The sequence below is a fragment of the Serratia sp. LTN-2 genome, assembly GCF_059740205.1.
Genome location: NZ_JCAXDO010000004.1, coordinates 193,386 through 217,516, shown reverse-complemented (window position 1 = coordinate 217,516; position 24,131 = coordinate 193,386). Strand labels below are relative to the sequence as shown.

Annotated in this window: 25 protein-coding genes and 1 other RNA gene; 10 read left to right on the top strand and 16 right to left on the bottom strand. The window is 59.3% G+C overall.

Features of this window, described 5'->3' with window-relative positions:
• Positions 1-110 precede the first annotated feature (110 nt).
• Positions 111-365, top strand: a complete 255-nt coding sequence (locus tag AC6BYQ_RS10950; protein ID WP_004940303.1) for a type B 50S ribosomal protein L31 — start codon at positions 111-113, stop codon at positions 363-365.
• A 12-nt stretch (positions 366-377) separates the two neighbouring features.
• The gene (gene ykgO, locus AC6BYQ_RS10945) at positions 378-518 is read left to right on the top strand and encodes a type B 50S ribosomal protein L36 (protein ID WP_004940304.1); all 141 of its coding nucleotides are present in this window, start codon (positions 378-380) and stop codon (positions 516-518) included.
• A 106-nt stretch (positions 519-624) separates the two neighbouring features.
• Here the strand turns inward: ykgO and AC6BYQ_RS10940 are convergent, their stop codons facing one another.
• From AC6BYQ_RS10940 to AC6BYQ_RS10930, 3 genes are read right to left on the bottom strand one after another with little or no spacing between them, the layout of a single operon-like run.
• A complete protein-coding gene (locus AC6BYQ_RS10940; RefSeq protein WP_019454173.1) occupies positions 625-1,503 on the bottom strand; it encodes a metal ABC transporter substrate-binding protein in 879 nt (292 codons plus the stop codon).
• 25 nt (positions 1,504-1,528) lie between these two features.
• Entirely contained in the window at positions 1,529-2,386 is an 858-nt protein-coding gene (locus AC6BYQ_RS10935; protein ID WP_498056863.1) for a metal ABC transporter permease, read from the bottom strand.
• Positions 2,383-3,096 (bottom strand): metal ABC transporter ATP-binding protein, encoded by a 714-nt coding sequence (locus tag AC6BYQ_RS10930; RefSeq protein WP_063918849.1) that lies wholly within the window; start codon positions 3,094-3,096, stop codon positions 2,383-2,385. Before AC6BYQ_RS10930 ends, AC6BYQ_RS10935 begins: the two co-directional genes overlap by 4 nt.
• A 406-nt stretch (positions 3,097-3,502) precedes the next feature.
• Here AC6BYQ_RS10930 and AC6BYQ_RS10925 point away from each other — a divergent pair, with 406 nt between their 5' ends.
• From AC6BYQ_RS10925 to hha, 3 genes are all read left to right on the top strand, one after another.
• Positions 3,503-3,856 carry a hypothetical protein gene (locus AC6BYQ_RS10925; RefSeq protein ID WP_019454176.1) on the top strand — a complete coding sequence of 118 codons (354 nt, stop codon included), beginning with the start codon at positions 3,503-3,505 and terminating at the stop codon, positions 3,854-3,856.
• 158 nt (positions 3,857-4,014) lie between these two features.
• Positions 4,015-4,383: an Hha toxicity modulator TomB gene (gene tomB, locus AC6BYQ_RS10920; protein ID WP_004940312.1), complete on the top strand. Its 369-nt coding sequence runs from the start codon at positions 4,015-4,017 to the stop codon at positions 4,381-4,383.
• A gap of 50 nt (positions 4,384-4,433) precedes the next feature.
• On the top strand, positions 4,434-4,637 hold the full coding sequence (gene hha / locus AC6BYQ_RS10915) for a hemolysin expression-modulating protein Hha (RefSeq protein ID WP_004940313.1): 204 nt from the start codon (positions 4,434-4,436) through the stop codon (positions 4,635-4,637).
• A gap of 322 nt (positions 4,638-4,959) precedes the next feature.
• Here hha and ffs read toward each other — a convergent pair.
• An RNA gene (gene ffs, locus AC6BYQ_RS10910) (signal recognition particle sRNA small type) lies at positions 4,960-5,056 on the bottom strand.
• A 156-nt stretch (positions 5,057-5,212) separates the two neighbouring features.
• Here ffs and AC6BYQ_RS10905 point away from each other — a divergent pair.
• Complete coding sequence (locus AC6BYQ_RS10905) at positions 5,213-5,527, top strand: MGMT family protein (protein ID WP_019454177.1); 315 nt, start codon at positions 5,213-5,215, stop codon at positions 5,525-5,527.
• A gap of 64 nt (positions 5,528-5,591) precedes the next feature.
• Here AC6BYQ_RS10905 and AC6BYQ_RS10900 read toward each other — a convergent pair whose 3' ends face one another.
• Complete coding sequence (locus AC6BYQ_RS10900) at positions 5,592-6,083, bottom strand: YbaY family lipoprotein (protein ID WP_004940318.1); 492 nt, start codon at positions 6,081-6,083, stop codon at positions 5,592-5,594.
• A gap of 231 nt (positions 6,084-6,314) precedes the next feature.
• Here AC6BYQ_RS10900 and tesB point away from each other — a divergent pair, with 231 nt between their 5' ends.
• A complete protein-coding gene (gene tesB / locus AC6BYQ_RS10895) occupies positions 6,315-7,178 on the top strand; it encodes an acyl-CoA thioesterase II (protein ID WP_019454178.1) in 864 nt (287 codons plus the stop codon).
• 95 nt (positions 7,179-7,273) lie between these two features.
• On the opposite strand, the gene amtB is transcribed toward tesB, so the two are convergent.
• The 5 genes from amtB to AC6BYQ_RS10870 form a co-directional block, all read right to left on the bottom strand.
• Positions 7,274-8,560 (bottom strand): ammonium transporter AmtB, encoded by a 1,287-nt coding sequence (amtB, locus tag AC6BYQ_RS10890; protein WP_019454179.1) that lies wholly within the window; start codon positions 8,558-8,560, stop codon positions 7,274-7,276.
• Positions 8,561-8,596: 36 nt separating this feature from the next.
• Positions 8,597-8,935 carry a P-II family nitrogen regulator gene (gene glnK / locus AC6BYQ_RS10885; RefSeq protein ID WP_004940327.1) on the bottom strand — a complete coding sequence of 113 codons (339 nt, stop codon included), beginning with the start codon at positions 8,933-8,935 and terminating at the stop codon, positions 8,597-8,599.
• Between the two features lie 278 nt (positions 8,936-9,213).
• The gene (gene smdB / locus AC6BYQ_RS10880) at positions 9,214-10,992 is read right to left on the bottom strand and encodes a multidrug efflux ABC transporter permease/ATP-binding subunit SmdB (protein ID WP_019454180.1); all 1,779 of its coding nucleotides are present in this window, start codon (positions 10,990-10,992) and stop codon (positions 9,214-9,216) included.
• Positions 10,985-12,760: a multidrug efflux ABC transporter permease/ATP-binding subunit SmdA gene (gene smdA, locus AC6BYQ_RS10875; RefSeq protein WP_211129840.1), complete on the bottom strand. Its 1,776-nt coding sequence runs from the start codon at positions 12,758-12,760 to the stop codon at positions 10,985-10,987. The genes smdB and smdA overlap by 8 nt, the downstream gene beginning before the upstream one ends.
• A 92-nt stretch (positions 12,761-12,852) precedes the next feature.
• Positions 12,853-13,314, bottom strand: coding sequence for an Lrp/AsnC family transcriptional regulator (locus tag AC6BYQ_RS10870; protein WP_004940330.1), 462 nt, complete (start codon positions 13,312-13,314; stop codon positions 12,853-12,855).
• A gap of 122 nt (positions 13,315-13,436) precedes the next feature.
• On the opposite strand from AC6BYQ_RS10870, the gene AC6BYQ_RS10865 reads away from it, so the two are divergent.
• Positions 13,437-14,477, top strand: a complete 1,041-nt coding sequence (locus tag AC6BYQ_RS10865; protein ID WP_004940335.1) for a PLP-dependent cysteine synthase family protein — start codon at positions 13,437-13,439, stop codon at positions 14,475-14,477.
• Positions 14,478-14,537: 60 nt separating this feature from the next.
• On the opposite strand, the gene cof is transcribed toward AC6BYQ_RS10865, so the two are convergent.
• Positions 14,538-15,362 (bottom strand): HMP-PP phosphatase, encoded by an 825-nt coding sequence (gene cof / locus AC6BYQ_RS10860; protein ID WP_019454183.1) that lies wholly within the window; start codon positions 15,360-15,362, stop codon positions 14,538-14,540.
• A 104-nt stretch (positions 15,363-15,466) separates the two neighbouring features.
• Between cof and AC6BYQ_RS10855 the strand changes: the two genes are divergently transcribed.
• The gene (locus tag AC6BYQ_RS10855; protein WP_498056862.1) at positions 15,467-17,182 is read left to right on the top strand and encodes an SgrR family transcriptional regulator; all 1,716 of its coding nucleotides are present in this window, start codon (positions 15,467-15,469) and stop codon (positions 17,180-17,182) included.
• Between the two features lie 115 nt (positions 17,183-17,297).
• The gene (queC, locus tag AC6BYQ_RS10850) at positions 17,298-17,996 is read left to right on the top strand and encodes a 7-cyano-7-deazaguanine synthase QueC (protein ID WP_063919579.1); all 699 of its coding nucleotides are present in this window, start codon (positions 17,298-17,300) and stop codon (positions 17,994-17,996) included.
• A gap of 47 nt (positions 17,997-18,043) precedes the next feature.
• Here the strand turns inward: queC and AC6BYQ_RS10845 are convergent, their stop codons facing one another.
• The 5 genes from AC6BYQ_RS10845 to lon all read right to left on the bottom strand — a co-directional run bounded on the left by AC6BYQ_RS10845 (position 18,044) and on the right by lon (position 24,027).
• Positions 18,044-18,445 (bottom strand): acyl-CoA thioesterase, encoded by a 402-nt coding sequence (locus AC6BYQ_RS10845; RefSeq protein ID WP_019454186.1) that lies wholly within the window; start codon positions 18,443-18,445, stop codon positions 18,044-18,046.
• A gap of 154 nt (positions 18,446-18,599) precedes the next feature.
• Positions 18,600-18,983: a ComEA family DNA-binding protein gene (locus AC6BYQ_RS10840; RefSeq protein ID WP_498056861.1), complete on the bottom strand. Its 384-nt coding sequence runs from the start codon at positions 18,981-18,983 to the stop codon at positions 18,600-18,602.
• 138 nt (positions 18,984-19,121) lie between these two features.
• A complete protein-coding gene (gene ppiD, locus AC6BYQ_RS10835) occupies positions 19,122-21,005 on the bottom strand; it encodes a peptidylprolyl isomerase (RefSeq protein ID WP_074055225.1) in 1,884 nt (627 codons plus the stop codon).
• 178 nt (positions 21,006-21,183) lie between these two features.
• Positions 21,184-21,456 (bottom strand): nucleoid-associated protein HU-beta, encoded by a 273-nt coding sequence (gene hupB / locus AC6BYQ_RS10830; RefSeq protein WP_004940351.1) that lies wholly within the window; start codon positions 21,454-21,456, stop codon positions 21,184-21,186.
• A 216-nt stretch (positions 21,457-21,672) separates the two neighbouring features.
• On the bottom strand, positions 21,673-24,027 hold the full coding sequence (gene lon, locus AC6BYQ_RS10825; RefSeq protein ID WP_019454189.1) for an endopeptidase La: 2,355 nt from the start codon (positions 24,025-24,027) through the stop codon (positions 21,673-21,675).
• Positions 24,028-24,131 lie beyond the last annotated feature (104 nt).

Genomic DNA, 24,131 nt, shown 5'->3' with positions numbered 1-24,131 from the left:
AATGCAAACCGTTCTCATTAATTCACTCGTGAGTACAATTTACGCTTGATCGCGACGCCGGATCGGCGCATAATTATTGTTATAGTATAACATTACACGAGAGAGCCATCATGAAACCCGGCATCCATCCCGATTACCGCACCGTGGTATTCCACGACGTCAGCGCCAACGCCTACTTCAAAGTGGGATCGACCATCAAAACCGATCGCACCATCGAACTGGACGGTGAAAGCTGGCCGTATGTCACCCTCGACGTCTCTTCCGCTTCGCATCCGTATTACACCGGCAAGCAGAAAGACTACTCCAAAGAAGGCAGCACGGCGCGCTTCCAGCAGCGCTTTGGCCGCTTTATCGGCAATAAGTAACAAGGAAAGCCCATGCAGGTATTGAGTTCATTGCGTTCGGCGAAAAACCGCCACCCGGATTGCAAAGTCGTGCGTCGTCGTGGCCGCATCTATGTGATCTGTAAAAGCAATCCGCGATTCAAAGCGGTACAGGGACGTAAGAAAAAGCGTTAACTCCAAAGTGTCATCTGTCGCAAAGCCCCGTTGCTGCTCAACGGGGCTTTTTTTATGACGAGAAAGTGCCTGCAAGCTGTCCCCCACCCGCGGGCGGGGGCAGTGATTACTTCATGCTGCTCAGCAGCGTGTCGACATTGTGTTTGAACGCCTGCTCATAGGTGGCCGCCGGGCCGCCGGCGCGGGAGAGCGCTTCCGGGTACAGCTCACCGCCCGCCTTGGCACCGGTCGCGGCAGCGATCTGTTTTACCAGCCGCGGATCGGTCTGGTTTTCGATAAAGTAAGCGTTAACCTTCTCCTGTTTAATCTGCTTAATCAGGCTCGCCACGTCGCTGGCGCTGGCTTCCGCTTCGGTGGAAAATCCGACCGGGGCGAGGAAGGTGACGCCATACTCTTGTCCAAAGTAGCCAAAGGCATCATGGCTGGTCAGCACCTTGCGTTTCTGCGGCGGCACTGCGGCGAACTGGTTTTTGGCCCACAGGTCGAGCTTTTGCAACTGCTGAATGTATTCCGCGCCGCGCTGGCGGAAATAGTTGGCGTCCTCGGGATCGGCGGCAATCAGGGCGTTCATCACATTGGTGGCGTACTGCACGCCGTTTTTCATGCTGTTCCAGGCATGGGGATCGGTAATCGGTTTGCCGTCCTCCTCCATCTGGCGGGTATTGATGCCCTGTGAAGCGGTGATCACCTGCCCTTTATAGCCCGATGCCCCGACCAGACGATCGATCCACCCTTCCAGCCCCAGGCCACTGACGAACACCACATCGGCCTGCGCCAGCTTTTTGCCGTCCTGCGGCGAAGGCTCGAAGCTGTGCGGATCGCCATCCGGCCCCACCAGCGTGCTGACCTTGACGTGATCGCCCCCCACCTGCTTGACGATATCCCCTAAAATGGAAAAGCTGGCGACGGCGTCAACGGTCTTCGCCATCGCCCATGGGCTGGCCAGCAGAGCAGCGACCGCCAGCGATATAGGTAAACGTTTCATACTTTCTCCTTGCAAATGGCACTTCTCAACGGCGCGCGAAGGCGTAAATGCCGCCGCGCGTTCCAAACAGGATCGAAACGAAAAAGATGACGCTGGCGCTGAGCACGATCGCCGGGCCGGCGGGTAGCGAAGCGTAATAGGACCACACCAGCCCAATCAGGCTGGAAAGCGCGCCGATGCCCATCGCCGCCGCCAGCGTCTGCGGCAGGTTGCGCGCCCAGAAGCGCGCGCTAGCGGCGGGCAGCATCATCAGACCGACCGACATCAGGGTACCGAGGATCTGGAACCCCGCCACCAGATTGACCACCACCAGCGCCAAAAACAGGCCGTGGATCAACGCTAACCGGCGCGGCGCGTTGACGCGCAAAAAGGTGACGTCAAAAGATTCGATCACCAACGCGCGGTACAGCGCCGCCAACGCCAGCAGCGAAACCGTGGCGATCGCGCCGACCATCAGCATCGCCTGCGCATCCACCGCCAGGATCGAACCAAACAACACGTGCAGCAGATCCACGCTGGAACCGCGCAGCGAGACCAGCGTGACCCCGAGCGCCAGCGACCCCAAATAGAACCCGGCGAAACTGGCGTCCTCTTTCAGCGGCGTGTGGCGGCTCACCAGGCCGGACAGCATCGCCACCGCCAGCCCGGCGATAAAACCGCCCACGCCCATCGCCACCAGCGACATGCCGGAAATCAGATAACCGATCGCCGCGCCAGGCAACACCGCGTGGGACAACGCATCCCCCACCAGGCTCATGCGGCGCAGCAGCAGAAACACCCCCAGCGGGGCTGCGCTGAGCGACAGCGCCAGGCACGCCATCAGCGCGCGGCGCATAAAACCGAAAGAGAGGAAAGGATCGATAAGCCCATGCAACAGCATCATGGCGCCACCGCCCGCAGACCCGGCTGCCGTTCGGCGGCCTGATACCGCGGCACCTGTTCCAGCACGCGCTCGGCCGCGCCCCAATGGCACGCCTGCGGGGTCAGCAACAGCACCTGCGGAAAATGCTCGGCAACCATCGACATATCGTGCAGAACGGCGATTACCGTTCTCCCCTGCCGGTGCAGTTGCGCAATCGCCTGCAGCAGGATCTGCGTGGTGGCGCTGTCGATGCCGGTAAAAGGCTCATCCAGCAGGATCAACGGCGCCTGCTGCACCAGCAGACGCGCAAACAGCACCCGCTGCAACTGGCCGCCAGACAGCTCGCCCACCGGGCTGTGCGCCAGCGCACTCATGCCGACGTTCGCCAACGCCTCATTAACCAGACTCGCGGCGCGCTTGTTCATGCCGCCGAACATGCCGCTTTGCGACCAACAGCCCATCGCCACCAGATCGCTCACCGCTATCGGAAATTGCCGATCCAGTTCCGCCTGCTGCGGTAAATAAGCCCTGCGCGGCGGCTTTGCATCGTTAAAACTCAGGCAGCCCGCCAACGGCGGTAACAAACCGGCGAGGGTTTTCAGCAACGTCGACTTCCCGGCCCCGTTGACGCCCACCACCGCGGTTAACGAACCGGCGCTAAACTGCCCGTTCAGCGGCGGGAAAAGCGGCGTAGTGCCATAACCTATCGCCAGTTGGCGTAATGTGATCATGGCAGCGATACCGCCCAAAAAATGCCGAGCCACAACAGAGCCAATAAAACAGCGGCACCCGCACAACGCACAGCAGCGGAAGTGGTAAACAGTGAATTCAGTGACGGCACGGCGTCATCTTGCGAAGTGGGGGTCAATGTCGTGGCCAGCAAGGTGAGTTAATGGTTATAATATAACATCACAATCACCCTGGCGCCTCAAGTCCTACCGTGCCCATTAATGCAACGGAACGTAACAACCGACGAGACACCGCCCTCCGCCACTGTCATCCATATCAAAAACAGGGATATTCCCATTCTGCGCAAATGTTGTTTTAAGGTAAAAAACCGAAGTAAATCGAAAATTTTACCGACGAGAGCAGAAAAGGAGTAAGATATGCGGATAACATTGCTGTTGGCCAAGATTAATGCGTGTTACCCTTGCCTGTAACCTGGACGTCAACGCACTTTCTGTTAAAGAATTAAAGAAAGTGATTAATGACAATATTGCGGAGTTAGTACCTGCGCTGACCAGCGGACTCGATTTTTATTCCGAAAGCGCACGTTACGCCGAAGATTCATTAGAAATACTTGATATAGTGCGACAAAGCGAGAGCGATTATTCAATGCGTTATCGCTATAAGTGGGGAATTTTTAATGCCTGCCTGGATATCAATAGCGAAGACACTCTCAGCGATAGCGTCCGGTTCAGTGTGACAGAGCGGGGTTTAATCTTCGACATCATTGATAACTCGCGGCCATCAACTGCGGATGAATTGTAAGTTTACGTAATAACTGCAGGCCAAACGCGAAAAAATGATTTATATTAATTTTACGGGAAGTTTATTTAACCACCGTTAAGCTGCCTCCGTTCATGATGTAAATCAGCTTACTCACATAGTGTTATCACACCGCAATTAAGACTTACGGAGGGGATGATATGGATGAGTATTCGCCTAAGCGACACGATATTGCTCAGCTCAAATTCTTGTGCGAAAATTTGTATGATGAAGGTATCGCCACCCTGGGAGATAGCCACCATGGCTGGGTTAACGATCCGACATCTTCCGTCAACCTGCAGCTGAATGAGTTGATTGAACATATCGCTTCGTTTGTGATGAGCTATAAAATTAAATACATGGACGAATCCGACCTGTCGGAGTTAGTCGAAGAATATCTCGACGATACCTATACGTTGTTCAGCAGCTACGGTATCAATGATTCCGACCTGCGCCGTTGGCAAAAAACCAAGGCGAGATTATTCAGAATGTTCTCAGGAGAGGACATCTGTACGACAATGAAAACTTAGGGGATAATTATTCCCGAGCTATTTTACGGTTATTAAACTAAAAGGCCATCATGACTAAAACCGACTATCTGATGCGTTTACGTAAATGCACCACGATTGATACTCTCGAACGTGTTATCGAGAAAAATAAGTACGAGCTTTCCGATGATGAACTGGAGCTGTTTTACTCAGCCGCCGATCACCGTCTGGCAGAGCTCACCATGAACAAACTGTATGACAAAATCCCCACCTCCGTTTGGAAATATGTCAGATAATCAGCCCCCAACGCGTTGAGCCGATGCCTTTATCGGCCTCAATGTCAAAACTGAATACGTATTTTTCCTATTGACAACAAAATGTCATTTACGTTCCCGCTCGCCAGTAATAATGAATAGAAACAATTTTCTTTTAAATAGGGCGTGTTATGTCACTGTGCCCCAATATGCTCTCGCCTAATAGCCACTCATTCATTATCTGGAAAGTGCCGGAGGCAACGGCGGAAAGTAACGCACGCTCACTGCCAGGCGGAAAAGGGCATGGAGAAATGAAGCGATTCACGAGGAACAGACAACGAGCAGAAGCTCAAATGGGTGGGGGCCCTGCCAGCTACATCCCGGCACACACGTCACCTGCTGCGGCTGCTTCCTTCCGGACCTGACCGAGTTCACAAGTTAGTGTTGCGGGAGAACCAACAGAGCCCCCATTGACGGCTTCTGTACTCCGAAGCGGTGGGCATTATCGGCGATGCCCCACCAAATAGCAAGCCAACCGGGGCCAACCGCTGTTTTCTTGCCCACCTGCATTGTGGCACACTCTTCGCCTGGATTTTGATTCGCGCAGGAACAGCAACATGCAACCAGAAGATGCCTCTTTCAGCCAGCGGGTATTCCATGTCGTGGCCGCCATTCCTTACGGCAAAGTCACCACCTACGGCGAAGTCGCCCGGCTGGCCGGTTCACCGCGCGCCGCGCGTCAGGTCGGCGGCGTACTGCGCCGTTTGCCGGAAGGCAGCACCCTGCCCTGGCACCGGGTGATCAACCGCCACGGCCAGATCTCGCAGCAGGGGGAGGATTTTCAACGGCAGCGGCAGGCCTTGCTGGCGGAGGGCATCATTTTCGGCCCGCACAGCACGGTCGATTTCGATCGCTACGGCTGGCGCTGGTAAAACAAAACAGCCTTTGGCCGAAGCGCAAAGGCTGTTGATTTCATCTTGCTGTACCGCAGTAAGATTACTGCATGGCGGTTGGCGCAGCCTGAATCGGCACACCCTGAACCGGAACCAGCAACAGATCGGCACGGGTGCCGTTGCGATTGACCACTTCCTGGATGGTGTCGGTAATAAACATCAGTCGCCCGTTGACCGTCACCGCCGCGCTCAGAATGATGCGCGCATTCGGTTGAATGTCGGACGGGTTATACGGCAGCGTAAAGCTGAACGGCGCCTGTTGCCCTTCAGTGCGTACCGCGCGCTGTGCAATCACTTTAGACGGCGCATCCGCCAGCGAGGCGTCAGAGAGGGTGACCGTCAGTACGGCGTCCGGCGGCAGCGCAATGCGCTGACGTATATTAACCGAACCTGTCACCGCCGGGCCCTGAATCTGCGTTTGCGCAGCCGCCGGGTTGCCGGCCGTCTGTGTAGGCACATCAGCACTCTTTTGCGCGCATCCTGCCAGCGTGATCGTCAGTGCCGCGGCACCGCCTACGATTTGCCAGAGTTTCATGGATCGGTCTCCTTTTTTATTATCAACATGTTGGTGGCTTTAACCACCGCACCCATTAAACTTAGCACAAAACACTGATAAATCCACTTTACCCCACCTATTAATCACTTAGCCCGCCGAAAACGCTCACTATTAAGAGCATTCTCATCACCGCTTTAACGCCGGATGTTGACGCCGCGCCGTGATATTCCGCACACTGAACAAAATGATTATTAGAAAGGTAACAATTTTATGAGCCAGGCATTGCAAAACCTCCTCGATCTGCTGGATCTGGAGAAAATCGAAGAAGGGCTGTTCCGCGGCCAGAGTGAAGATCTGGGGTTGCGCCAGGTGTTCGGCGGGCAGGTGGTTGGCCAGGCGCTCTACGCCGCCAAACAGACGGTGCCGGATGAGCGCAGCGTGCATTCGTTCCACAGCTACTTCCTGCGTCCGGGCGACAGCAGCAGGCCGATCGTCTACGACGTGGAAACCCTGCGCGACGGCAACAGCTTCAGCGCACGCCGCGTCAGCGCCATTCAGCACGGCAAACCCATCTTCTATATGACCGCCTCCTTCCAGAGCCCGGAAGAAGGTTTCGAACACCAGAACCAGATGCCGGACGTGCCGCCGCCGGAAGGGCTGCTGTCCGAATCAGAGATCGCCCAGAAGCTGGCGCATATGCTGCCGGAAAAAGTGCGCGATAAATTTATCGGCCAGAAGCCGCTTGAAATGCGCCCGGTAAAATTCCACAACCCGTTGAAAGGCAGCGTGGAGGAACCGCATCGCTACGTGTGGTTCCGCGCCAACGGCAGCATGCCGGACGATCAATGCATCCACCAATATCTGCTGGGCTACGCGTCGGACTTTAACTTCCTGCCGACGGCGCTGCAGCCGCACGGCGTCGGCTTCCTCGAGCCGGGGATGCAGGTTGCTACCATCGATCACTCGATGTGGTTCCACCGTCCGTTCCGCATGGATGACTGGCTGCTGTACGCGGTGGAGAGCTCTTCCGCTTCCGGCGCACGCGGTTTCGTGCGCGGCCAGATCTACACCCGCGACGGCGTGCTGGTCGCCACTACCGTGCAGGAAGGGGTGATTCGCCAGCGCGACGCTTGAACCGCGGCATGACATAAAGAAAGGGGCGATGTTTCCATCGTCCCTTTTTGCTTCATCATTATTTTACTGTTTAGCGCACTGCCCTGCTTCGAGTCTTACTGGTTGTAGGCGCTCTCGCCGTGGCTGTTGACGTCCAGTCCTTCGCGTTCCTGCTCTTCCGGTACTCTCAACCCCACCATGGCGCCCGCTATCTTGAAGGCGATAAAGGCGGCGACGCTCGACCACACCAACGTTATCAGCACGCTCACCAGCTGGATCCAGACCTGATGGCCCATCGTCACCCCTTCGGCATAGCCGGTGCCGCCCAGCGAAGAGGCGGTGAACACGCCGGTCAGCAGGCAGCCGACGATTCCGCACACCCCGTGCACGCCGAACACGTCGCAGGTGTCGTCCACCTTCAGCCATTTCTTCAGCGTCACCACGCCCCACAGGCCGGCGACGCCGCCCACCAGGCCGATGATCAACGCCCCGCCCACGCCCACGGTGCCCGCCGCCGGCGTCACCGCAACCAGTCCGGCGATCATGCCGGAGCAGGCGCCCAGCAGCGAAGGCTTGCCGCGCAACACCCACTCGGCGAAGGTCCAGGACAGAATGGCGCCTGCGGTGGCGACGACGGTGTTGAGGAACGCCAGCGCCGCAATGCCGTTAGCCGCACTGGCGGAGCCGGCGTTGAAGCCGAACCAGCCGATATACAGGATGGACGCCCCGGTAAACACCATCGGCAGGTTGTGCGGTTTGAACGCCTCTTTACCGAAGCCGGCGCGTTTGCCGATCAGGTAGGCACCGATCAGCCCGGCGCTGGCGGCGTTAATGTGCACCACGGTGCCGCCGGCGAAGTCCAATGCACCGTCGGTGGCCAGGTAGCCGCCGCCCCACACCATGTGCGCGATCGGCAGATAAGACAGGGTGAACCACACAATCGCGAAGATCAGCACCGCCGAGAAGCGAATGCGCTCGGCGAAGCCCCCCACCACCAGCGCCACGGTAATGCAGGCGAAGGAGGCCTGGAAGGCGACGTGGATCATCTGGCTGATGCTGCCGGTAACGCTGTCGATGCCGATGCCTTTCAGCATCGCGGTTTCGAACCCGCCGAACACCGCATTGCCCTCGCTGAACGCCAGGCTGTAGCCATACAGCACCCACAGTACGCAGACCAGCGCAAAGGTAACGGTGACCTGCGTCAGCATCGACAGCACGTTTTTGCCGCGCAGCAGGCCGCCGTAAAACAGCGCGATGCCCGGCAGCGTCATGAACAGCACCAACGCGGTGCAGATCATCATAAAGGCGTTGTCGGCCTTATCGGCGACCGCCGGGGCGGCCAGAGCCAAAGAAGGAACCAGGGTTACCGAACTCAGGCCCAACATGGATAACAGTCTTTTCATTATCAATCCATCCCCATTACTTAACTGAGTTCGCGGTTACAGTGCCGATTCGTCGGTTTCGCCAGTGCGAATGCGGATCACGCGTTGCAACTCGGCAACGAAAATTTTGCCGTCGCCGATTTTTCCGGTGTAGGCGGCTTTGCTAATCACATCAACCACTTCATCCAACTGATCGTCGGCGATGGCGATATCGATTTTGACCTTGGGCAGGAAGTTGACGTTATATTCGGCGCCGCGATACAGCTCGGCATGCCCCTTCTGGCGGCCAAAGCCCTTCACTTCGGTTACGGTCAACCCTTGAATGCCCACGGAGGACAGGGCCTCGCGCACGTCCTCCAACTTGAACGGTTTGATTACCACGGTCACCAGCTTCATATTGCCCCTCCACGAATTAAGCCCAAACTCACCCCTGGTACGCGTCATATGTAGCAAGGGCTGTGCCAAATTTAATTTTCCATGGCGATTCAGAAGATTAGCGGGCAGGCGGATGCCGCCGCGACGCAGCGCGGCACCGATACCTTGAATGGGTTAAATAATGCGCACTGATTTGGTGCGCATCGCGTCGAAAAAGTGCAGAAAGAGGGCATGGCGCTGGCGAGTTGCCTGCTGGTGGTGCGTTAGGAAGAAAGATGGGCCGCGATCGCGGCCCATGTTCAGGCGGGTTGGCTCTCCTCACGCACCGCTTCCGCCAGCTGCTCGCCCGCCAGCTGCAGTTGGTACATCTGGTAGTAGCGTCCCTGTTGCGCCAGCAGCTGCTGATGGTTGCCCTGCTCCACCGCCTGGCCGCGATGCAGCACCAGAATGGAATCGGCGTCGACGATGGTCGACAGCCGGTGGGCGATCACCACCAGCGTAGTGTGCTCGCGGATCACGCGCAGCGCCCGCTGAATCGCCTGTTCAGTGCCCGAGTCAATATTGGCGGTCGCCTCATCGAGGATCAGGATCTGCGGTGCCTGCACCAATACTCGCGCCATCGCCAGCAGCTGTTTCTGCCCGACCGACAGGTTATTGCCCTGTTCCCCCAGTCGGGTATGGATCCCCTGCGGGAAGCCGCGCACCAGATCCGCCAGCTGCACCGTTTCCAGCGCCCGCCAAACGGCCTCTTCATCGATGTTGCGCCCCAGTGTGACGTTGGCCAGCACCGAATCGGCGATCACCACCGGATCCTGTTGCACCATCGCCACGCCCTGGCGCAGCGTACGATGCGACAGGCTGGCAAGCGGGCGACCGTCGAGGCGCACTTCCCCCTCGCTGACCGGGTAATAACCCATCAGCAGGTTGGCCAGCGTGCTCTTGCCGCTGCCGGTGTGACCGACCAGCGCCACAAAGCCGCGCGAAGGTACCGCCAGCGAAATATGCTGCAGCACCTTTTTGTCCGCACGGTAGGCGAAGCTCAGGTCGGTGATGTCGATGCGCCCGCCGGCCAACGGGCGATCGTCGGCGCCGTAACTCTGCTGGCTGCGATCCATCAGTTCGAAAATACGTTCGCCGGCTACCACCGCTTGCTGCAGAATCGACTGCTGTGACGTCAGCTCGATCAGCGGTTCGTTCAAGCGCCCCAGGTAGTTGATGAAAGCGTAGAGTACGCCGACGCCAATCACGCCTTCACCGCTGAAGCCGAACAACATCAGCAAGCCGCACAGCACCAGCGCCGAAAACAGGCTGAGCAGCGGCCGCAACAGGAAACCGTCGAGCCGCAGAGTCTGCATGCGCGCCAGGTAGTGCGACTGGCTGGCGGCGCTCATGCGCTCGCCGAAGCGCACCTGCTGGCGGAACTGCTGAATCACGCCCATGCCGTTGATCACTTCGTTGAAGCCATCGTTGATGTCCGCCAGATAACTGCGTACCCGGCGCACGATCGGCGTGCTGTAGTATTGATAGATGCCCATCACCACAAACACCGCAGGGAAGATGCAGATGGCCACCAGCGCCATGCGCCAGTCGAGACTGAACATCGCCACCAGCATGGTGCCGATCAACGCGGCGCTTTTCAGCACGGTGGAGACCACCATCACGTACAGATCCTTGATCACTTCGGTGTCGTTGGTAACGCGCGAGATCAATTGACCGACCGGTTGCGTGTCGAAAGCGCTGAGCGGCTGGCGCAGCGCAGCGTCCATCACGTCGGTGCGCAGCCGTTGCACCACGCCCACCGCCGCCCGGTTGAACAGCAGCGCCTGAAAGTAGTGCAGCGCCGCCGCCAACAGCTCCAGGAGAATATAAGCCGCCGCCAGACCGCCGACGATCATCATCGGCAGTTGCCCTTTGGCAACGTAGTTATCGATAAAATAACTCACCAGGATCGGCCCGGCGACTTCCGCCGCCGCCGCCACCCACAGCATCAGCACCGCCAGCCCCAGCGGTTTGCGGTACGGCGAGCCATAGGCCAGCAGCCGCTTCAGCGTCGGCCACAGCTTTTGCACTTTATTCATCGGCCAACGCCTCCTCACCGTTTTCCGGCGCTTCGTCCAGCGCCGCTTCCAACTGTTGATAACGGTACATATCGCGATACCAGCCCGGCTGCGCAGCCAGCGACGCCGGATCGCCGCGCTGCGCCACGCCGCCGTGCTGCATCACCAGGATCTCGCTGGCTTCGGTCAATGCCGACAGCCGGTGCGCACTGATGATCACCGTGCGATCCTGTCCCCAGCTGCGCAGGTTGTGCAGGATCTGATGTTCGGTACGGCCGTCCACCGCCGACAGCGCGTCGTCGAGGATCAGGATTTCCGCATCCAGCAGCAGCGCGCGCGCGATGGAGATGCGCTGTTTCTGCCCGCCCGACAGCATCACGCCGCGTTCGCCAACCTCGGTGTCATAGCCCTGCGGCAACCGCAGAATGTCCTCATGGACGCTGGCCAGCCGCGCCGCCTGTTCGATCTGCGCCTGCGTCGCCCCCGGCTGGCCCAGCGCGATATTGTTCGCCACGGTATCGGAGAACAGGAACGGGGTCTGGCTCACTACCGACAGCCTTGAACGCCAATCGTCGAGTTTGACCTGCGGCAGCGGCAGACCGTGATAGCGGATCTGCCCTTCATCGACGTCGAACTGACGCTGGATCAGCGACAGCAGCGTCGACTTGCCGGCCCCGGTCGGCCCGCACAGCCCCAGCATCTGCCCCGGTTTCAGCGTCAGCGCCACGTCATGCAGCGCCGGGTGCAGATTTTCCGGATAGTGGAACGCGCGGATATCCACCTCCAGCACGCCGCGCCCGGCCGGCAACGCCTGCGGGCCGTCCTGCACCGCCGGCGCCTCGTCGAGCAGGCTGCGGATACGGCCGTAGGCCGCGCTGCCGCGCTCGACAATGTTGAACATCCAGGCCAGCGCCAACATCGGCCAGATCATCAGGCCGAGGTACATCACAAAGCTGGTCAGTTGCCCGAGCGTCAGCGAACCGTTCACCACCATCCAGCTGCCGCCGCCGATGGCCAGCAGATTGGAGGCGCCGATGGCGATATAAATGGTCGGATCGAAGCGCGCATCCACCCGCGCCACGTGCATGTTTTTGGCACCGGTCTGCGCCGCCACCTCGGCGAAACGGTTGGATTGGTGATCTTCCAGCCCGAAGGCCTTGATCATGCGGATGCTGGTCATGCTTTCCTGCGCCTGATCGTTCAGGCTGGAAAACGCCGCCTGCGCCGATTTAAAACGCTGGTGCAGCTGGTCGCCGTAATATTTGATGGCGATCGCCATCAGCGGCATCGGGATCAATGCCAGCAGCGTCAGCTGCCAGCTGATTTGGGTGCTCATCACCACCAGCACCACCAATCCCATCACCAGCGAATCCACCAGCGTCAGCACGCCTTCACCGGCGGCGAACACCACGCGGTCCACGTCGTTGGTGGCGCGCGCCATCAGATCGCCGGTGCGGTGGCGCAGGTAAAACGCCGGGTTTTGCCGGCTGAGCTGACGGTAAAAGTTTTCCCGCAGCTCGACCGCCAGCTGGTAGGAGGCGCCGAACAGCAGCACCCGCCACACATAGCGCAGCAGGTAAACGACGATCGCGGTGCCGATCATCAGCCCAAGCCAGGCCATCAGCACGCCGGTAGACATCTGTTTTCCGGTGACGCCGTCCACGATAATGCCGACCAGCTTAGGCGGCAGCAGTTGCAGGATGGCGATGACGATCAGCAATACCACCGCGCCCAGGTAGCGGCGCCACTCCCGGCGGAAGTACCAGCCGATTTGTGCAAATAATCTCACGCAGTTTGATTCCAGGGTTTTATGGGATTTGTCTCTTTTTCTGCTTTAGCGGAGCAGGATACCACTGTTGCCCCGCCCGTCCGGTGAACTTTTCACTCCGGCACCGGCAGCGCGGTGGTGTATTTGATTTTTTCCATGGCAAAGCTCGAGGTGACATCGATGAGGCCCGGTACGCCGTTCACCAGGCGCTTATAAAAGCCGTCGTAGCTTTTCATGTCCGCCACTTCGACCTGCATCAGGTAATCGTACTCTCCCGCCATACGGTAGAACGCCAGCACCTCGGGCATCTGGCTGGTCAGCTGTACAAACGCCTGATACCACTCGCTGCTGTGCTGCTGGGTCTTGATCAGCACGAACGCCGTCAGCCCCAGCCCGAGCTTTTCGTTATCCAGCAAGGCCACCCGGCCGCGAATATAGCCTTCGTCTTCCAGGCGCTTCAGACGCTTCCAGCACGGCGTGGAGGTCAAATTGACCGCATCGGCCAACGCCTGCAGCGACTGGGTGCAATCTTGCTGCAGCATGCACAGCAGCTTACGGTCTGTTTTATCTAACATAGCGGACACCAGGAGAAAATTTTTCTCCCATTAGGCGATTAAACAGGGAAAATGGCAATCCTTTTTTCCTGCCGAAAGGCTATGCTACGCCATAAACCTGCCCCCTATTCTGAGGCCAAATCATGACAAACTCTTGGGTAAAATATGCTATCGGCGAAATAGAAGCGGATTTTCAGCGCTCCGCCGATACGCACCTGATCCGCCTGAATCTGCCGGCGTTTCCCGGCATCTGTCTGTACCTGAAAGATGAGAGCACTCACCCGACAGGCAGCCTGAAACACCGCCTGGCCCGCTCGCTATTCCTTTATGGCCTGTGCAACGGCTGGATCACCGAGAACACCACCATCATCGAGGCCTCTTCCGGCAGTACGGCGGTGTCCGAAGCCTACTTCGCGCGGCTGATCGGCCTGCCGTTCATCGCGGTGATGCCGTCCTGCACCGCGCGCCGCAAGGTAGAGCAGATCGCCTTCTATGGCGGCCGCTGTCACTTCGTCGATCACGCCGCCCAGATCTACGCCGCCTCCGAACAGCTGGCGAAAGAGCTGAACGGCCACTATATGGATCAGTTCACCTACGCCGAACGCGCCACCGACTGGCGCGGCAACAACAATATCGCCGACAGCATTTTCCGCCAGATGGCGCGCGAGCCCTTCCCGGTGCCGAAGCACATCGTGATGAGCGCCGGCACTGGCGGCACCTCCGCCACGCTGGGGCGCTACATCCGCTATCAGGGGCACGACACTCAATTGACGGTGGTCGATCCGGAAAACTCGGTGTTCTATGACTGCTTCCACCACGGCGATCGCACCCTGATCGGCAGCTGCGGCAGCCGTATCGAAGGCATCGGTCGCCCGCGCGCCGAGCCGTCGTTCATCCCATCGGTGGTCGACAACATGCTGCGGGTGCCGGACGCCGCCAGCGTCGCCACCATTCACTGGCTGGAAGGCGTGCTCGGCCGCAAGGTTGGCGCTTCCACCGGCACCAACGTCTGGGGTGCGCTGCAGCTGGCGAAACAGATGCGGGAAAACGGCGAGCAAGGGGCGATCGTCACCCTGCTGTGCGACAGCGGCGAACGTTACCTGGATACCTACTACAACCCGGAGTGGGTCAGCAACAACATCGGCGACCTGCAACCCTATCTGGCGCAGCTGGCGGATTTATAACGCCAGGCTCCGGATAAAAAAAAGCCGGGTAGTCATACCCGGCCGGCTGTAAGGAGAACCTCATTCTTCGGGGGAATAGGTGAGGCAAGGTGAACGCAGCCAATGTTGTAAATAGTGGGCCACCGCCTGCTGTTGGCAATGGCCGATAACCGGCAGCTGCGGCAACAGGGATTTCAGCTGCGGCAGGGCGTTGCCCATCACCACGCCATGCCCCACCGCCCCCAGCATCTCTTTGTCGTTCATCGCGTCGCCGAACGCCATGCAGTCGGCCATCGTCAGCCCCAGATGGCGGCTCAGCCGCTCCAGCGCCGCGCCCTTGTTGCAGCCGAGCGGCAACACTTCCAGGCAGTCGTAGGCGGAGAAGCACAGATCGGCCTCGCCGCCCAGCTGCGCCCGCAGCTGCAGCTGTAACGCCAGCAATTCCTCGTGCGGCGCAACAAAGCACACCTTGCTGTTGCCGAACGCCGGCAGGCGGCGCACCTCGGCCAGCTGAAAACGAAAGCCGCTCAGGTGATGCGCCCGCAGCATCTCTTCCGGCACGGGAAATTCGGTCAACCAACCTTCGTCGCGAAACACGTGCATACTGGCGCTGGTGCGCCAATGGTGATGCAATACCTCTTCGGCGACCGCCGCCGGCAGATCGGTGGCGTGCAGCTGTTGACCTCGATTGTCGTACACCCGCGTGCCGTTGCCGGTGATCAGATAGCCCTGCAACCCCAGCTGTGCCATGATCGGTTGCGCATCGAGGTAGTGGCGCCCGGTGGCGAACGTCACCACCATCTCCCGCTCCACCAGCTGGTTCAATACCGCCAGCGTTTCCGGGCCAACCCGGTGATCCGGCATCAACAGCGTGCCGTCCATGTCGAAAGCTGCCAGGCGATACATAAAGACCTCTTGGATGTGAACGCGATTACAATCCGTGCAGTATGGGATGGTATTTGCGGAAGTAATAGTGAACAATTTGAGAAAACTGTTCCGGATTTCTGCTCATGCGCCTGGTTCACCGTCTCAGCCAATATCAACGTCTGTACCAACAGCTCGGCAGCGCGCCGGTCGCCGTGACCATCGGCGAGCTGGCGGCGATGTTCTACTGCAGCGAACGCCACGCCCGCACGCTGGTGCAGCAGTTGCAGGATCAGGGCTGGCTGAGCTGGCATTCGCAGCCGGGCCGCGGCAAACGCGCCAGCCTGCACTGCCTGAAAACCCCGGATGAGTTGCGCGCCCAGCTGTTGCAACAGCTGCTGCAACAGGGCAACCATCAGGGGGCGTTGGAGATGGCGCAGCTCGATCCGCAGCACCTGCAGGATCTGCTCAGCCCGCACCTCGGCGGGCAATGGCAGGCCGGCAGCCCGACGCTGCGCATTCCCTATTACCGCACGCTGGAGGCGCTCGACCCGCTTACGCTGACCGGCCGTGCCGAACAACATCTGGTGTCGACCCTGCACGCCGGGCTGACGCGCCTGATGACCGGCAACCCGGAACCACAGCCCGATCTGGCGCACCACTGGCAGATTGGCGAGCACGGCCTACGCTGGCGCTTCTTTTTGCGCAGCCAGCTGCGCTGGCACAACGGCGAACCGTTAACCGGCCAACAGCTGCTGCAAACGCTGGAAAAACTGCAGCGCCACCCGCGCAGCCAACCCAGCCTGGCCAACGTCGCCAACATCAGTTTGCCGCATCCGCTGTGCCTTCAGTTCGATCTGCGCCTGCCGGACTATTGGCTAGCCCACCGGTTGGCGGAACTGCCTTGTCTGATGACGCACCCGGAACTGCCCGCCATCGGCGCCGGTCCGTTCAAACTGGCATTGAATGAACCGCAGCTGGTGCGGCTGGAGCAGCACGCCGGTTACCATCTGCAGCATCCGTATCTGGACACCATCGAATACTGGATCACCCCCGATTTGCCCACCGCCGGTTCCGGCACCAGCTGCCAGCATCCGGTGCGCATCACCATCGGCCAACAAGAGGATTTGGCGCAGGCCCGGCCGGTGCAGCGCAGCATGAGCCTGGGCTGGTGTTACCTGGCGCTGAACCTGCGCCACGGCGTGCTGAGCGAAGCCCAGGGGCAAAAACTGCTGATGCTGATCCAGCAGTCCGGCCTGCTGAGCCATTTGCCTATTCCCAACAGCGTGATCATCCCAAGCCATGAAATGCTGCCCGGCTGGCGTATTCCCAGCCAACGGATCGAGGAGGACGTCCCCCTGCCCGCGCGGCTGACGCTGCTGTATCGGCCGCCGGTCGAGCTGGAAACGGTGACGGTCGCGCTGCAACGGCTGCTGGCGCAGCACGGCTGCGAGCTGGAGGTGCGCTACTATGCCGGCAAGCGCTGGCAAAGCGAGGCGCAGATCGCCCAGGCCGACCTGCTGCTGGCGGACAACCTGATCGGCGAGGCGCCGGAGGCGACGCTGGAGAGCTGGCTGCGGCAGGATACGCTGTGGCGCGGCATCCTGACGGAAAGCCGCTGGCAGCAGCAACAGGATACGTTGCGGCAGATCCAGCAGTTGCAGGCGCAGCAACCGCGCTTCGAGCGGCTGCAGGCCTATTATCAACAGCTGATGGCCGCCGCCATCATCACGCCGCTGTTTCACTACCAGTATCAGATCAGCGCGCCGCCGCGCATGCATGGCGTGACGCTGACCGCCCACGGCTGGTTCGATTTTTGCCAGGCGTGGCTGCCGCCGCCGGTAGACGACGGAGCGGCCTGAACCGAACCGCCCTGCGTCTGACGGCCCTTTCTGCTACTATTGTCGCCGCAACGCAATTTTTATTCTGCCGCCCGAATGTGTATCGGGAATGGCCAAAGTCCAAAAAGGTGATTTTATGAAGCGCGCGGTTGTCGTTTTCAGCGGTGGACAAGACTCTACGACCTGCCTGATCCAGGCATTGCAACAATATGACGAAGTTCACTGCGTCACGTTCGATTACGGCCAGCGTCATCGCGCCGAAATTGAAGTGGCTCAAGAGCTGTCGGTGGCTCTCGGCGCCAAAGCGCATAAGGTGCTGGACGTCACACTGCTCAATGAGCTGGCCGTCAGTAGCCTGACGCGCGACAATATCCCGGTTCCCGCCTACGATCCCAACCAGAAAAACGCGCTGCCGAGCACCTTCGTGCCGGGCCGCAACATCCTGTTCCTGACGCTGGCAGCGATCTACGCTTACCAGGTGGAAGCGGAAGCGGTGATCACCGGCGTGTGTGAAACCGATTTCTCCGGCTACCCGGACTGTCGCGACGAGTTCGTCAAAGCGCTGAACCAGGCGGTAGTGCTGGGCATCGCCCGCGATATCCGCTTCGAAACGCCACTGATGTGGCTGAACAAGGCTGAAACCTGGGCGTTGGCGGATTATTACCACCAGCTGGATCGCGTGCGCCAGGATACGCTGACCTGCTACAACGGCATCAAGGGCGACGGCTGCGGCGAATGCGCCGCCTGCAACCTGCGCGCCAATGGCCTGACGCAGTATCGAGCCAACCAGGCGGAAGTGATGGCGGCGTTGAAACAGAAGGCCGGTCTGGCCTGAGGCAGTGACGGCGGCAGCCCCTGCCGCCGGTGAGTTGATTGCGAATGTTATCTTGGCGTGAGCGCTTCCAGGTGCTCGCGCAGCTCCCCTTCAATCGGCAGCGCCCGCTGCGTTTTCAGATCGACGCACACGAAAGTCAGCAGCGCGTCGGCCACCACCGTCCCGGCCGGATCCTGCGTTACCTTTTGGCTCAGCACCCCGCTCTTGCCATTGAGCTGTACCATCTGGCTGTCGATACGCAGCTTATCCCCCAATACCGCCGGGCTGCGGTAGTTGATATTGATGTTCACCACGATGAAAGCGATGTTGTTTTCCGTCATCCAGCGGAACCCGGCCTCGTTCTCCAGCCACTCCCAGCGCGCTTCTTCCAGAAACTCCAGATAGCGGGCGTTGTTGACGTGCTGATAGACATCAAGGTGATAACCGCGAACTTTGATAAAGGTTTGCATAGGGAACGATCGCTCCTGCCTGGTGATTACAGAAAAAGGGAGCCGCGCTGGCTCCCTCGCCCGTTTGGTCAATGCGCCAAACTGGTAAGACCTGTAAAATGTAGCAGAGGAGTGACGGCCTCAGCGGCATTTTGCCACGCAGCCGCGACCGGGATCACATTTTCAGCCGGGTGCGGTTCTTCTCAAACAGCGCCGGCCCGATGCCCGGCACCTCCTGCAATTGTTCCACCTGAGTGAACGGCCCATTCTGTTCGCGATAGCGCACGATGCCTTCCGCCTTCTTCAGGCCGACGCCGCTCAAGGCGGCGGCCAACTGCTCGGCGGTGGCCTGATTGATGCTGACCGCCGCCTCTTCAGCCGCCTTGGTTATCGCCGGTTGCCCGCCGTTGATCGCCGGGGCCGAAAGCATCGGCGCCGGCGCTTCGGCTTTTTCCGCCGCGGCGGCCGGCCCTGCGGCCAGACATAACAACAGCGCGGTCAGCGCGGCTGCAACGTGATGACGGTAACCGGAAAGCGTTTTTTTCTCTGTATGTTGCATGCTGTATCCTCCTTGTGTGTGACAGCACGGCTACCTTGCCGCGGCGGGGGATATTCAGCAATCGGCGGATGCCAGATGTGGAAAAGGCCGCGAAAGCGGCCTTTGTTTGTTGCACTGCGTTGCAGAAAAATGCGGCGATTACTGCGGCTGTTGCTCAGCGGCGCCCATTTTGATCTTGGCTTCTTTACGCAGGCTCGCCAGCAGCGAATCGAAGGAGACGCCGGTCGCTCCCTCTTCCATCTTGCCGACGAAGGTTTTCATTTCGTCTTCCGGCAGCGTGCCTGGCTTCACCGCATCGAGTGCGATCAACACCACGTTGTCCTGGCGATCCTGCGACATGCCGTAAACCGGCTTACCATCCTGCGGGTGCGGCAGCGCGAACACGCTTTCCACCAGCTGGCTGTCTTCCGGTGCGCGCGCCATCTTCTGCACGGCGCCAAAGCTCAGGCCGGCGGCTTTCATCGCCTCATCGCCCTTGCCTTGCTTCAGCTCAACCAGCAGCTTCTCGCCCTGCAGCTTCGCTTCCTGCACCGCCTTGTTGCGTTTCACCAGATCCGCTACGCGATCCTTCACCTGGTCGAACGGCTCAATGCCTTCCGGCTTGTGGCCGCTCACGCGCACCACGAAGGCGCGGTCGCCGTCTACGGTGATCACGTCGGAGTTGCTGCCCGGCGCGCCGTTCTCGCCGATCAGCGAGCCGTCGAAGATCGCCTGCACCACCGGCTTGAAGTTCAGCGCGGCAGGGATGTTGTCGCGGGTGAACCAGTCGCTTTGCGCCGCTTTCACGCCGGCCGCTTCTTCGGCCGAGGCCAGAGATTCGTTATCGCTGGTCGCCGCTTCGCTCACCTTCTGCTGCAGCGCGTAATAGGCGTCTACCGCTTTCTCCTGCTGCACCTGCTTGGCGATAGCGTCGTGCACTTCGCTCAGCGGCTTCAGTTTCTCAGGTTCGATGTCGTTCAAACGCACGATCAGGTAACCGACGGAGGATTTCACTACGCCAGACAACTGCCCTTTCTCGGTCAGGTTGGCCTGCTTCAGCTCGTCTGCGGTGGTTTCCGGCTCCAGCCAACCCAGCTCGCCGCCGGTGCGGCGTGAAATGATGTCGGTGGATTTTTCTTTCGCCAGGGTGGCGAAATCAGCGCCCTTCTTCAGTTCATCCAGCGCCGCGTTGGCTTCCGCCTCGGTTTTCAGCTGGATCACGCTGTAGTTTTTACGCTCCGGCTGGCCGTAGCTGCTCTTGTGCTGGTCGTAGTAAGCGCTGATGTCCTCTTCGCTCACTTTCACCTTGTCCTGCATGGACGCGGCGTCCAGCGGGATATAGCTCACCTTCACCTGCTCCGGTGCGATGAAGCTGTTTTTGTTCTGATCGTAATACGCCTTCAGTTCGTCGTCGCCGGCGCTCTGTTTCGCCTGCAGCGCCTTCAGATCGATGGTCGCCAGGCGCACGTCGCGCTCCTGCAGCACCAGCGCCGCCATGGCTTGCGATTCGGACGGCAGCACGAAGCCGGATTCGCCGAAGGCCTGGATCAGCTGCTGATTGACCAACTGCTGGCGCATCGACTGCGCGAAGTTGTCGGCGGTATAGCCCATGCGGCCGATCAGGTCGAGGTATTTGGCGTTATCGAACTGGCCGTTGGTCTGGAAGTAAGGCGCCTTGCGGATGGCGTCCTTGATCTGATCGTCGCTGACCGCCAGGCCCAGCTTCTTGGCGTACTGGTCGAGCAGCATGTTGTCGATCAACTGGGACAACACCTGACGGCGCATCTGCTGCATGTAGCCTTCGTTGCCGGCCAGCGCGGAGAACTGGTCACCCAACTGCTGCTGCATGCGGCTGCGTTCGCTCTGGAAAGCCTGTTCCAGCTGAGCGCGTTCGATCGTCTGACCATTTACTTTCGCAGCATAATCGCCGGAGCCGCCGATCAGGTAGTTACCCACCCCGGTCAGAACGAATGACAGGATGATCAGGGCCAGGATGATTTTGAGCACGACGTGATTAGCAGCCGCGCGTAAATTGTCCATCATAGTGTGACAACACTCCGCTGTGATGTGGATTAACAACCCTTGTGCAGGCGCGTTCCCTGCGACAAAAATAAAAAAAGCGCATCAGTCCGATGCGCCTTGTATCTTACCTTACCAGCACCGCTGCGTCAGGTGATTGTTTATTACAAAACCCTGTTACGCTAAACGGTTAGACGCCAAATCAGTTTACAGCGTCTTTCAGCGCTTTCCCTGCACGGAAGGCCGGTACTTTGGCTGCCGCGATCTTGATTTCTTTACCGGTCTGCGGGTTACGGCCGGTACGAGCCGAACGTTCACGCACGGTGAAGGAACCGAAACCTACCAGAGCCACGTCATCCCCTGCTTTCAGAGAGTCGGTAACGGAAGCGATTACTGCGTCTAAAGCACGTCCAGCTGCCGCTTTGGAAATATCAGCACCTGCGGCAATCTTGTCGATCAGTTGTGACTTATTCACTCTATCATCCCCTCTAGAATTCTATCGTCGCACCGAAAAATCCCTACGGTTGCGACAGCGCAGCTGTTATATCAATCCCATCGAACCTTGGCAAGCCACCGACTGGGTGGCAAAACGCGGGCCGACAGAGATCTAACTTAGCGGTACAAAAAAATACTGGCAAGTCCGAAATGGCTTGCCAGTATAAGTTTTATCAATGGTTTTTGCGATTCGTCACTATTTTGCCGCTACCGGCAGTGCGCCGAAGGCCGGGTTTTGCAACGCAATGTTCAAAACTTCATCGATTCGCTGCACCGGATGAATCTCCAGATCGGCGATAACATTGTCCGGAATCTCTTCCAGATCGCGCTTGTTCTCGTAAGGGATCAGCACGGTTTTGATGCCGCCGCGATGCGCCGCCAACAGCTTCTCTTTCAGGCCGCCGATCGGCAACACCTGACCGCGCAGCGTGATCTCGCCGGTCATCGCCACATCGGCGCGTACCGGGTTGCCGGTCAGGCAGGAGACCAGCGCGGTGCACATCGCAATACCGGCGCTCGGGCCGTCTTTCGGCGTCGCCCCTTCCGGCACGTGCACGTGGATGTCGCGCTTCTCGTAGAAATCGGCGTTGATGCCCAGTTTCTCCGCGCGCGCGCGCACCACGGTCAGCGCAGCCTGAATCGATTCCTGCATCACTTCACCCAGAGAACCGGTGTAGGTCAGCTTGCCTTTGCCCGGCACGCAGGCGGTTTCGATGGTCAGCAGATCGCCGCCCACTTCCGTCCACGCCAGCCCGGTGACTTCGCCCACGCGGTTTTCGGTATCCGCACGGCCGTAATCGACGCGCTGCACGCCCAGGTAATCCTTCAGGTTGTCGCCGTTGATCTCGATATGCTTGCGCTTTTTGTCCATCAGCAGCGTTTTCACCGCTTTACGGCACAGTTTGGAGATTTCGCGCTCCAGGCTGCGCACCCCGGCTTCGCGGGTGTAGAAGCGAATGATGCCGATAATGGCGCTGTCGTCGACCGTCAGTTCGCCTTTTTTCAGCGCATTGCGCTCAAGCTGCTTCGGCAGCAGGTGCTGCTTGGCGATATTGAGCTTCTCGTCCTCGGTGTAACCCGACAGGCGGATCACTTCCATACGGTCCAGCAGCGGCGCAGGAATGTTCATCGAGTTCGAGGTGGCGACGAACATCACGTCGGACAGATCGTAATCCACTTCCAGGTAGTGGTCGTTGAACGCCACGTTCTGTTCCGGATCCAGCACCTCCAGCAGAGCGGAAGCCGGATCGCCGCGCATGTCGGAAGACATCTTGTCGATCTCATCCAGCAGGAACAGCGGGTTCTTCACCCCCACCTTGGCCATTTTCTGGATCAGTTTGCCCGGCATCGATCCGATGTAGGTACGGCGGTGGCCGCGGATTTCCGCTTCGTCACGCACGCCGCCCAACGCCATGCGCACGTACTGGCGCCCGGTCGCTTTGGCGATCGACTGCCCCAGCGAGGTTTTACCCACGCCCGGCGGCCCTACCAGACACAGGATAGGCCCTTTGATTTTGCTGACGCGGCTCTGCACCGCGAGGTACTCGAGGATGCGATCCTTGACCCGCTCCAGGCCGTAGTGATCGGTATCGAGCACTTCCTGCGCCTTGACCAGGTCTTTTTTCACCTTGCTGCGCGCGTTCCACGGCACCTGCAGCATCCAATCGATGTAGCCGCGCACCACGGTCGCTTCCGCCGACATCGGCGACATCATCTTCAGCTTTTGCAGTTCCGCTTCGGTTTTCTCGCGCGCCTCTTTCGGCATCTTCGCCGCATCGATCTTGCGCTTCAGCGCTTCGTGCTCGTCCGGCGCGTCGTCCATCTCGCCCAGTTCTTTCTGAATCGCCTTCATCTGCTCATTCAGATAGTACTCGCGCTGGCTCTTCTCCATCTGCTTCTTGACGCGGTTGCGGATGCGTTTCTCAACCTGCAGCAGGTCGATCTCCGACTCCATCATCGCCATCAGGTATTCCAGACGCTCGGTGATATCGGACATCTCGAGCACCGACTGCTTGTCGCTGAGTTTCAGCGGCATGTGGGCGGCGATGGTGTCCGCCAGGCGCGCGGCGTCGTCGATGCTGTTCAGTGAAGTCAGCACCTCCGGCGGGATTTTCTTGTTCAGTTTGATATAGCCTTCAAACTGATTGATCGCGGTGCGCACCAGCACTTCCTGCTCGCGCTCGTCAATCGCCGGCGACTCGAGGTATTCCGCCTGCGCGGCGAAATGCTCACCGCTGTCGGACAGCGTAGTGATGCGTGCGCGCTGCAGCCCCTCGACCAGCACTTTTACCGTGCCGTCCGGCAGCTTCAGCATCTGCAGGATCGACGCTACGGTGCCAACCGAGAACAAGTCGTTAATGCCAGGTTCATCCGTTGAGGCCTCTTTCTGTGCCACCAGCATGATCTTCTTATCGTGATCCATTGCGGCTTCGAGGCACCGAATCGATTTTTCCCGGCCAACAAATAACGGGATCACCATGTGCGGATAAACCACCACGTCGCGCAATGGCAAGACGGGGATTTCAATGCGTTCGGAACGCTCAGGGTTCATAGAGCTCTCTCTTAGTTTAATTTCCGCCAGGTTGAGGGGGAATCTCATGAGACGCAAGCATCTAACGTTTCATAAAATCTGGTTAATGAGTATATGGGGATGAA

Bases quoted from the DNA above. Each gene is read 5' to 3' on its own strand.
- AC6BYQ_RS10950 (WP_004940303.1), top strand. From the start codon at position 111: ATGAAACCCGGCATCCATCCCGATTACCGCACCGTGGTATTCCACGAC.
- ykgO (WP_004940304.1), top strand. From the start codon at position 378: ATGCAGGTATTGAGTTCATTGCGTTCGGCGAAAAACCGCCACCCGGAT.
- AC6BYQ_RS10940 (WP_019454173.1), bottom strand. From the start codon at position 1,503: ATGAAACGTTTACCTATATCGCTGGCGGTCGCTGCTCTGCTGGCCAGC.
- AC6BYQ_RS10935 (WP_498056863.1), bottom strand. From the start codon at position 2,386: ATGATGCTGTTGCATGGGCTTATCGATCCTTTCCTCTCTTTCGGTTTT.
- AC6BYQ_RS10930 (WP_063918849.1), bottom strand. From the start codon at position 3,096: ATGATCACATTACGCCAACTGGCGATAGGTTATGGCACTACGCCGCTT.
- AC6BYQ_RS10925 (WP_019454176.1), top strand. From the start codon at position 3,503: ATGCGTGTTACCCTTGCCTGTAACCTGGACGTCAACGCACTTTCTGTT.
- tomB (WP_004940312.1), top strand. From the start codon at position 4,015: ATGGATGAGTATTCGCCTAAGCGACACGATATTGCTCAGCTCAAATTC.
- hha (WP_004940313.1), top strand. From the start codon at position 4,434: ATGACTAAAACCGACTATCTGATGCGTTTACGTAAATGCACCACGATT.
- AC6BYQ_RS10905 (WP_019454177.1), top strand. From the start codon at position 5,213: ATGCAACCAGAAGATGCCTCTTTCAGCCAGCGGGTATTCCATGTCGTG.
- AC6BYQ_RS10900 (WP_004940318.1), bottom strand. From the start codon at position 6,083: ATGAAACTCTGGCAAATCGTAGGCGGTGCCGCGGCACTGACGATCACG.
- tesB (WP_019454178.1), top strand. From the start codon at position 6,315: ATGAGCCAGGCATTGCAAAACCTCCTCGATCTGCTGGATCTGGAGAAA.
- amtB (WP_019454179.1), bottom strand. From the start codon at position 8,560: ATGAAAAGACTGTTATCCATGTTGGGCCTGAGTTCGGTAACCCTGGTT.
- glnK (WP_004940327.1), bottom strand. From the start codon at position 8,935: ATGAAGCTGGTGACCGTGGTAATCAAACCGTTCAAGTTGGAGGACGTG.
- smdB (WP_019454180.1), bottom strand. From the start codon at position 10,992: ATGAATAAAGTGCAAAAGCTGTGGCCGACGCTGAAGCGGCTGCTGGCC.
- AC6BYQ_RS10870 (WP_004940330.1), bottom strand. From the start codon at position 13,314: ATGTTAGATAAAACAGACCGTAAGCTGCTGTGCATGCTGCAGCAAGAT.
- AC6BYQ_RS10865 (WP_004940335.1), top strand. From the start codon at position 13,437: ATGACAAACTCTTGGGTAAAATATGCTATCGGCGAAATAGAAGCGGAT.
- cof (WP_019454183.1), bottom strand. From the start codon at position 15,362: ATGTATCGCCTGGCAGCTTTCGACATGGACGGCACGCTGTTGATGCCG.
- AC6BYQ_RS10855 (WP_498056862.1), top strand. From the start codon at position 15,467: ATGCGCCTGGTTCACCGTCTCAGCCAATATCAACGTCTGTACCAACAG.
- queC (WP_063919579.1), top strand. From the start codon at position 17,298: ATGAAGCGCGCGGTTGTCGTTTTCAGCGGTGGACAAGACTCTACGACC.
- AC6BYQ_RS10845 (WP_019454186.1), bottom strand. From the start codon at position 18,445: ATGCAAACCTTTATCAAAGTTCGCGGTTATCACCTTGATGTCTATCAG.
- AC6BYQ_RS10840 (WP_498056861.1), bottom strand. From the start codon at position 18,983: ATGCAACATACAGAGAAAAAAACGCTTTCCGGTTACCGTCATCACGTT.
- ppiD (WP_074055225.1), bottom strand. From the start codon at position 21,005: ATGATGGACAATTTACGCGCGGCTGCTAATCACGTCGTGCTCAAAATC.
- lon (WP_019454189.1), bottom strand. From the start codon at position 24,027: ATGAACCCTGAGCGTTCCGAACGCATTGAAATCCCCGTCTTGCCATTG.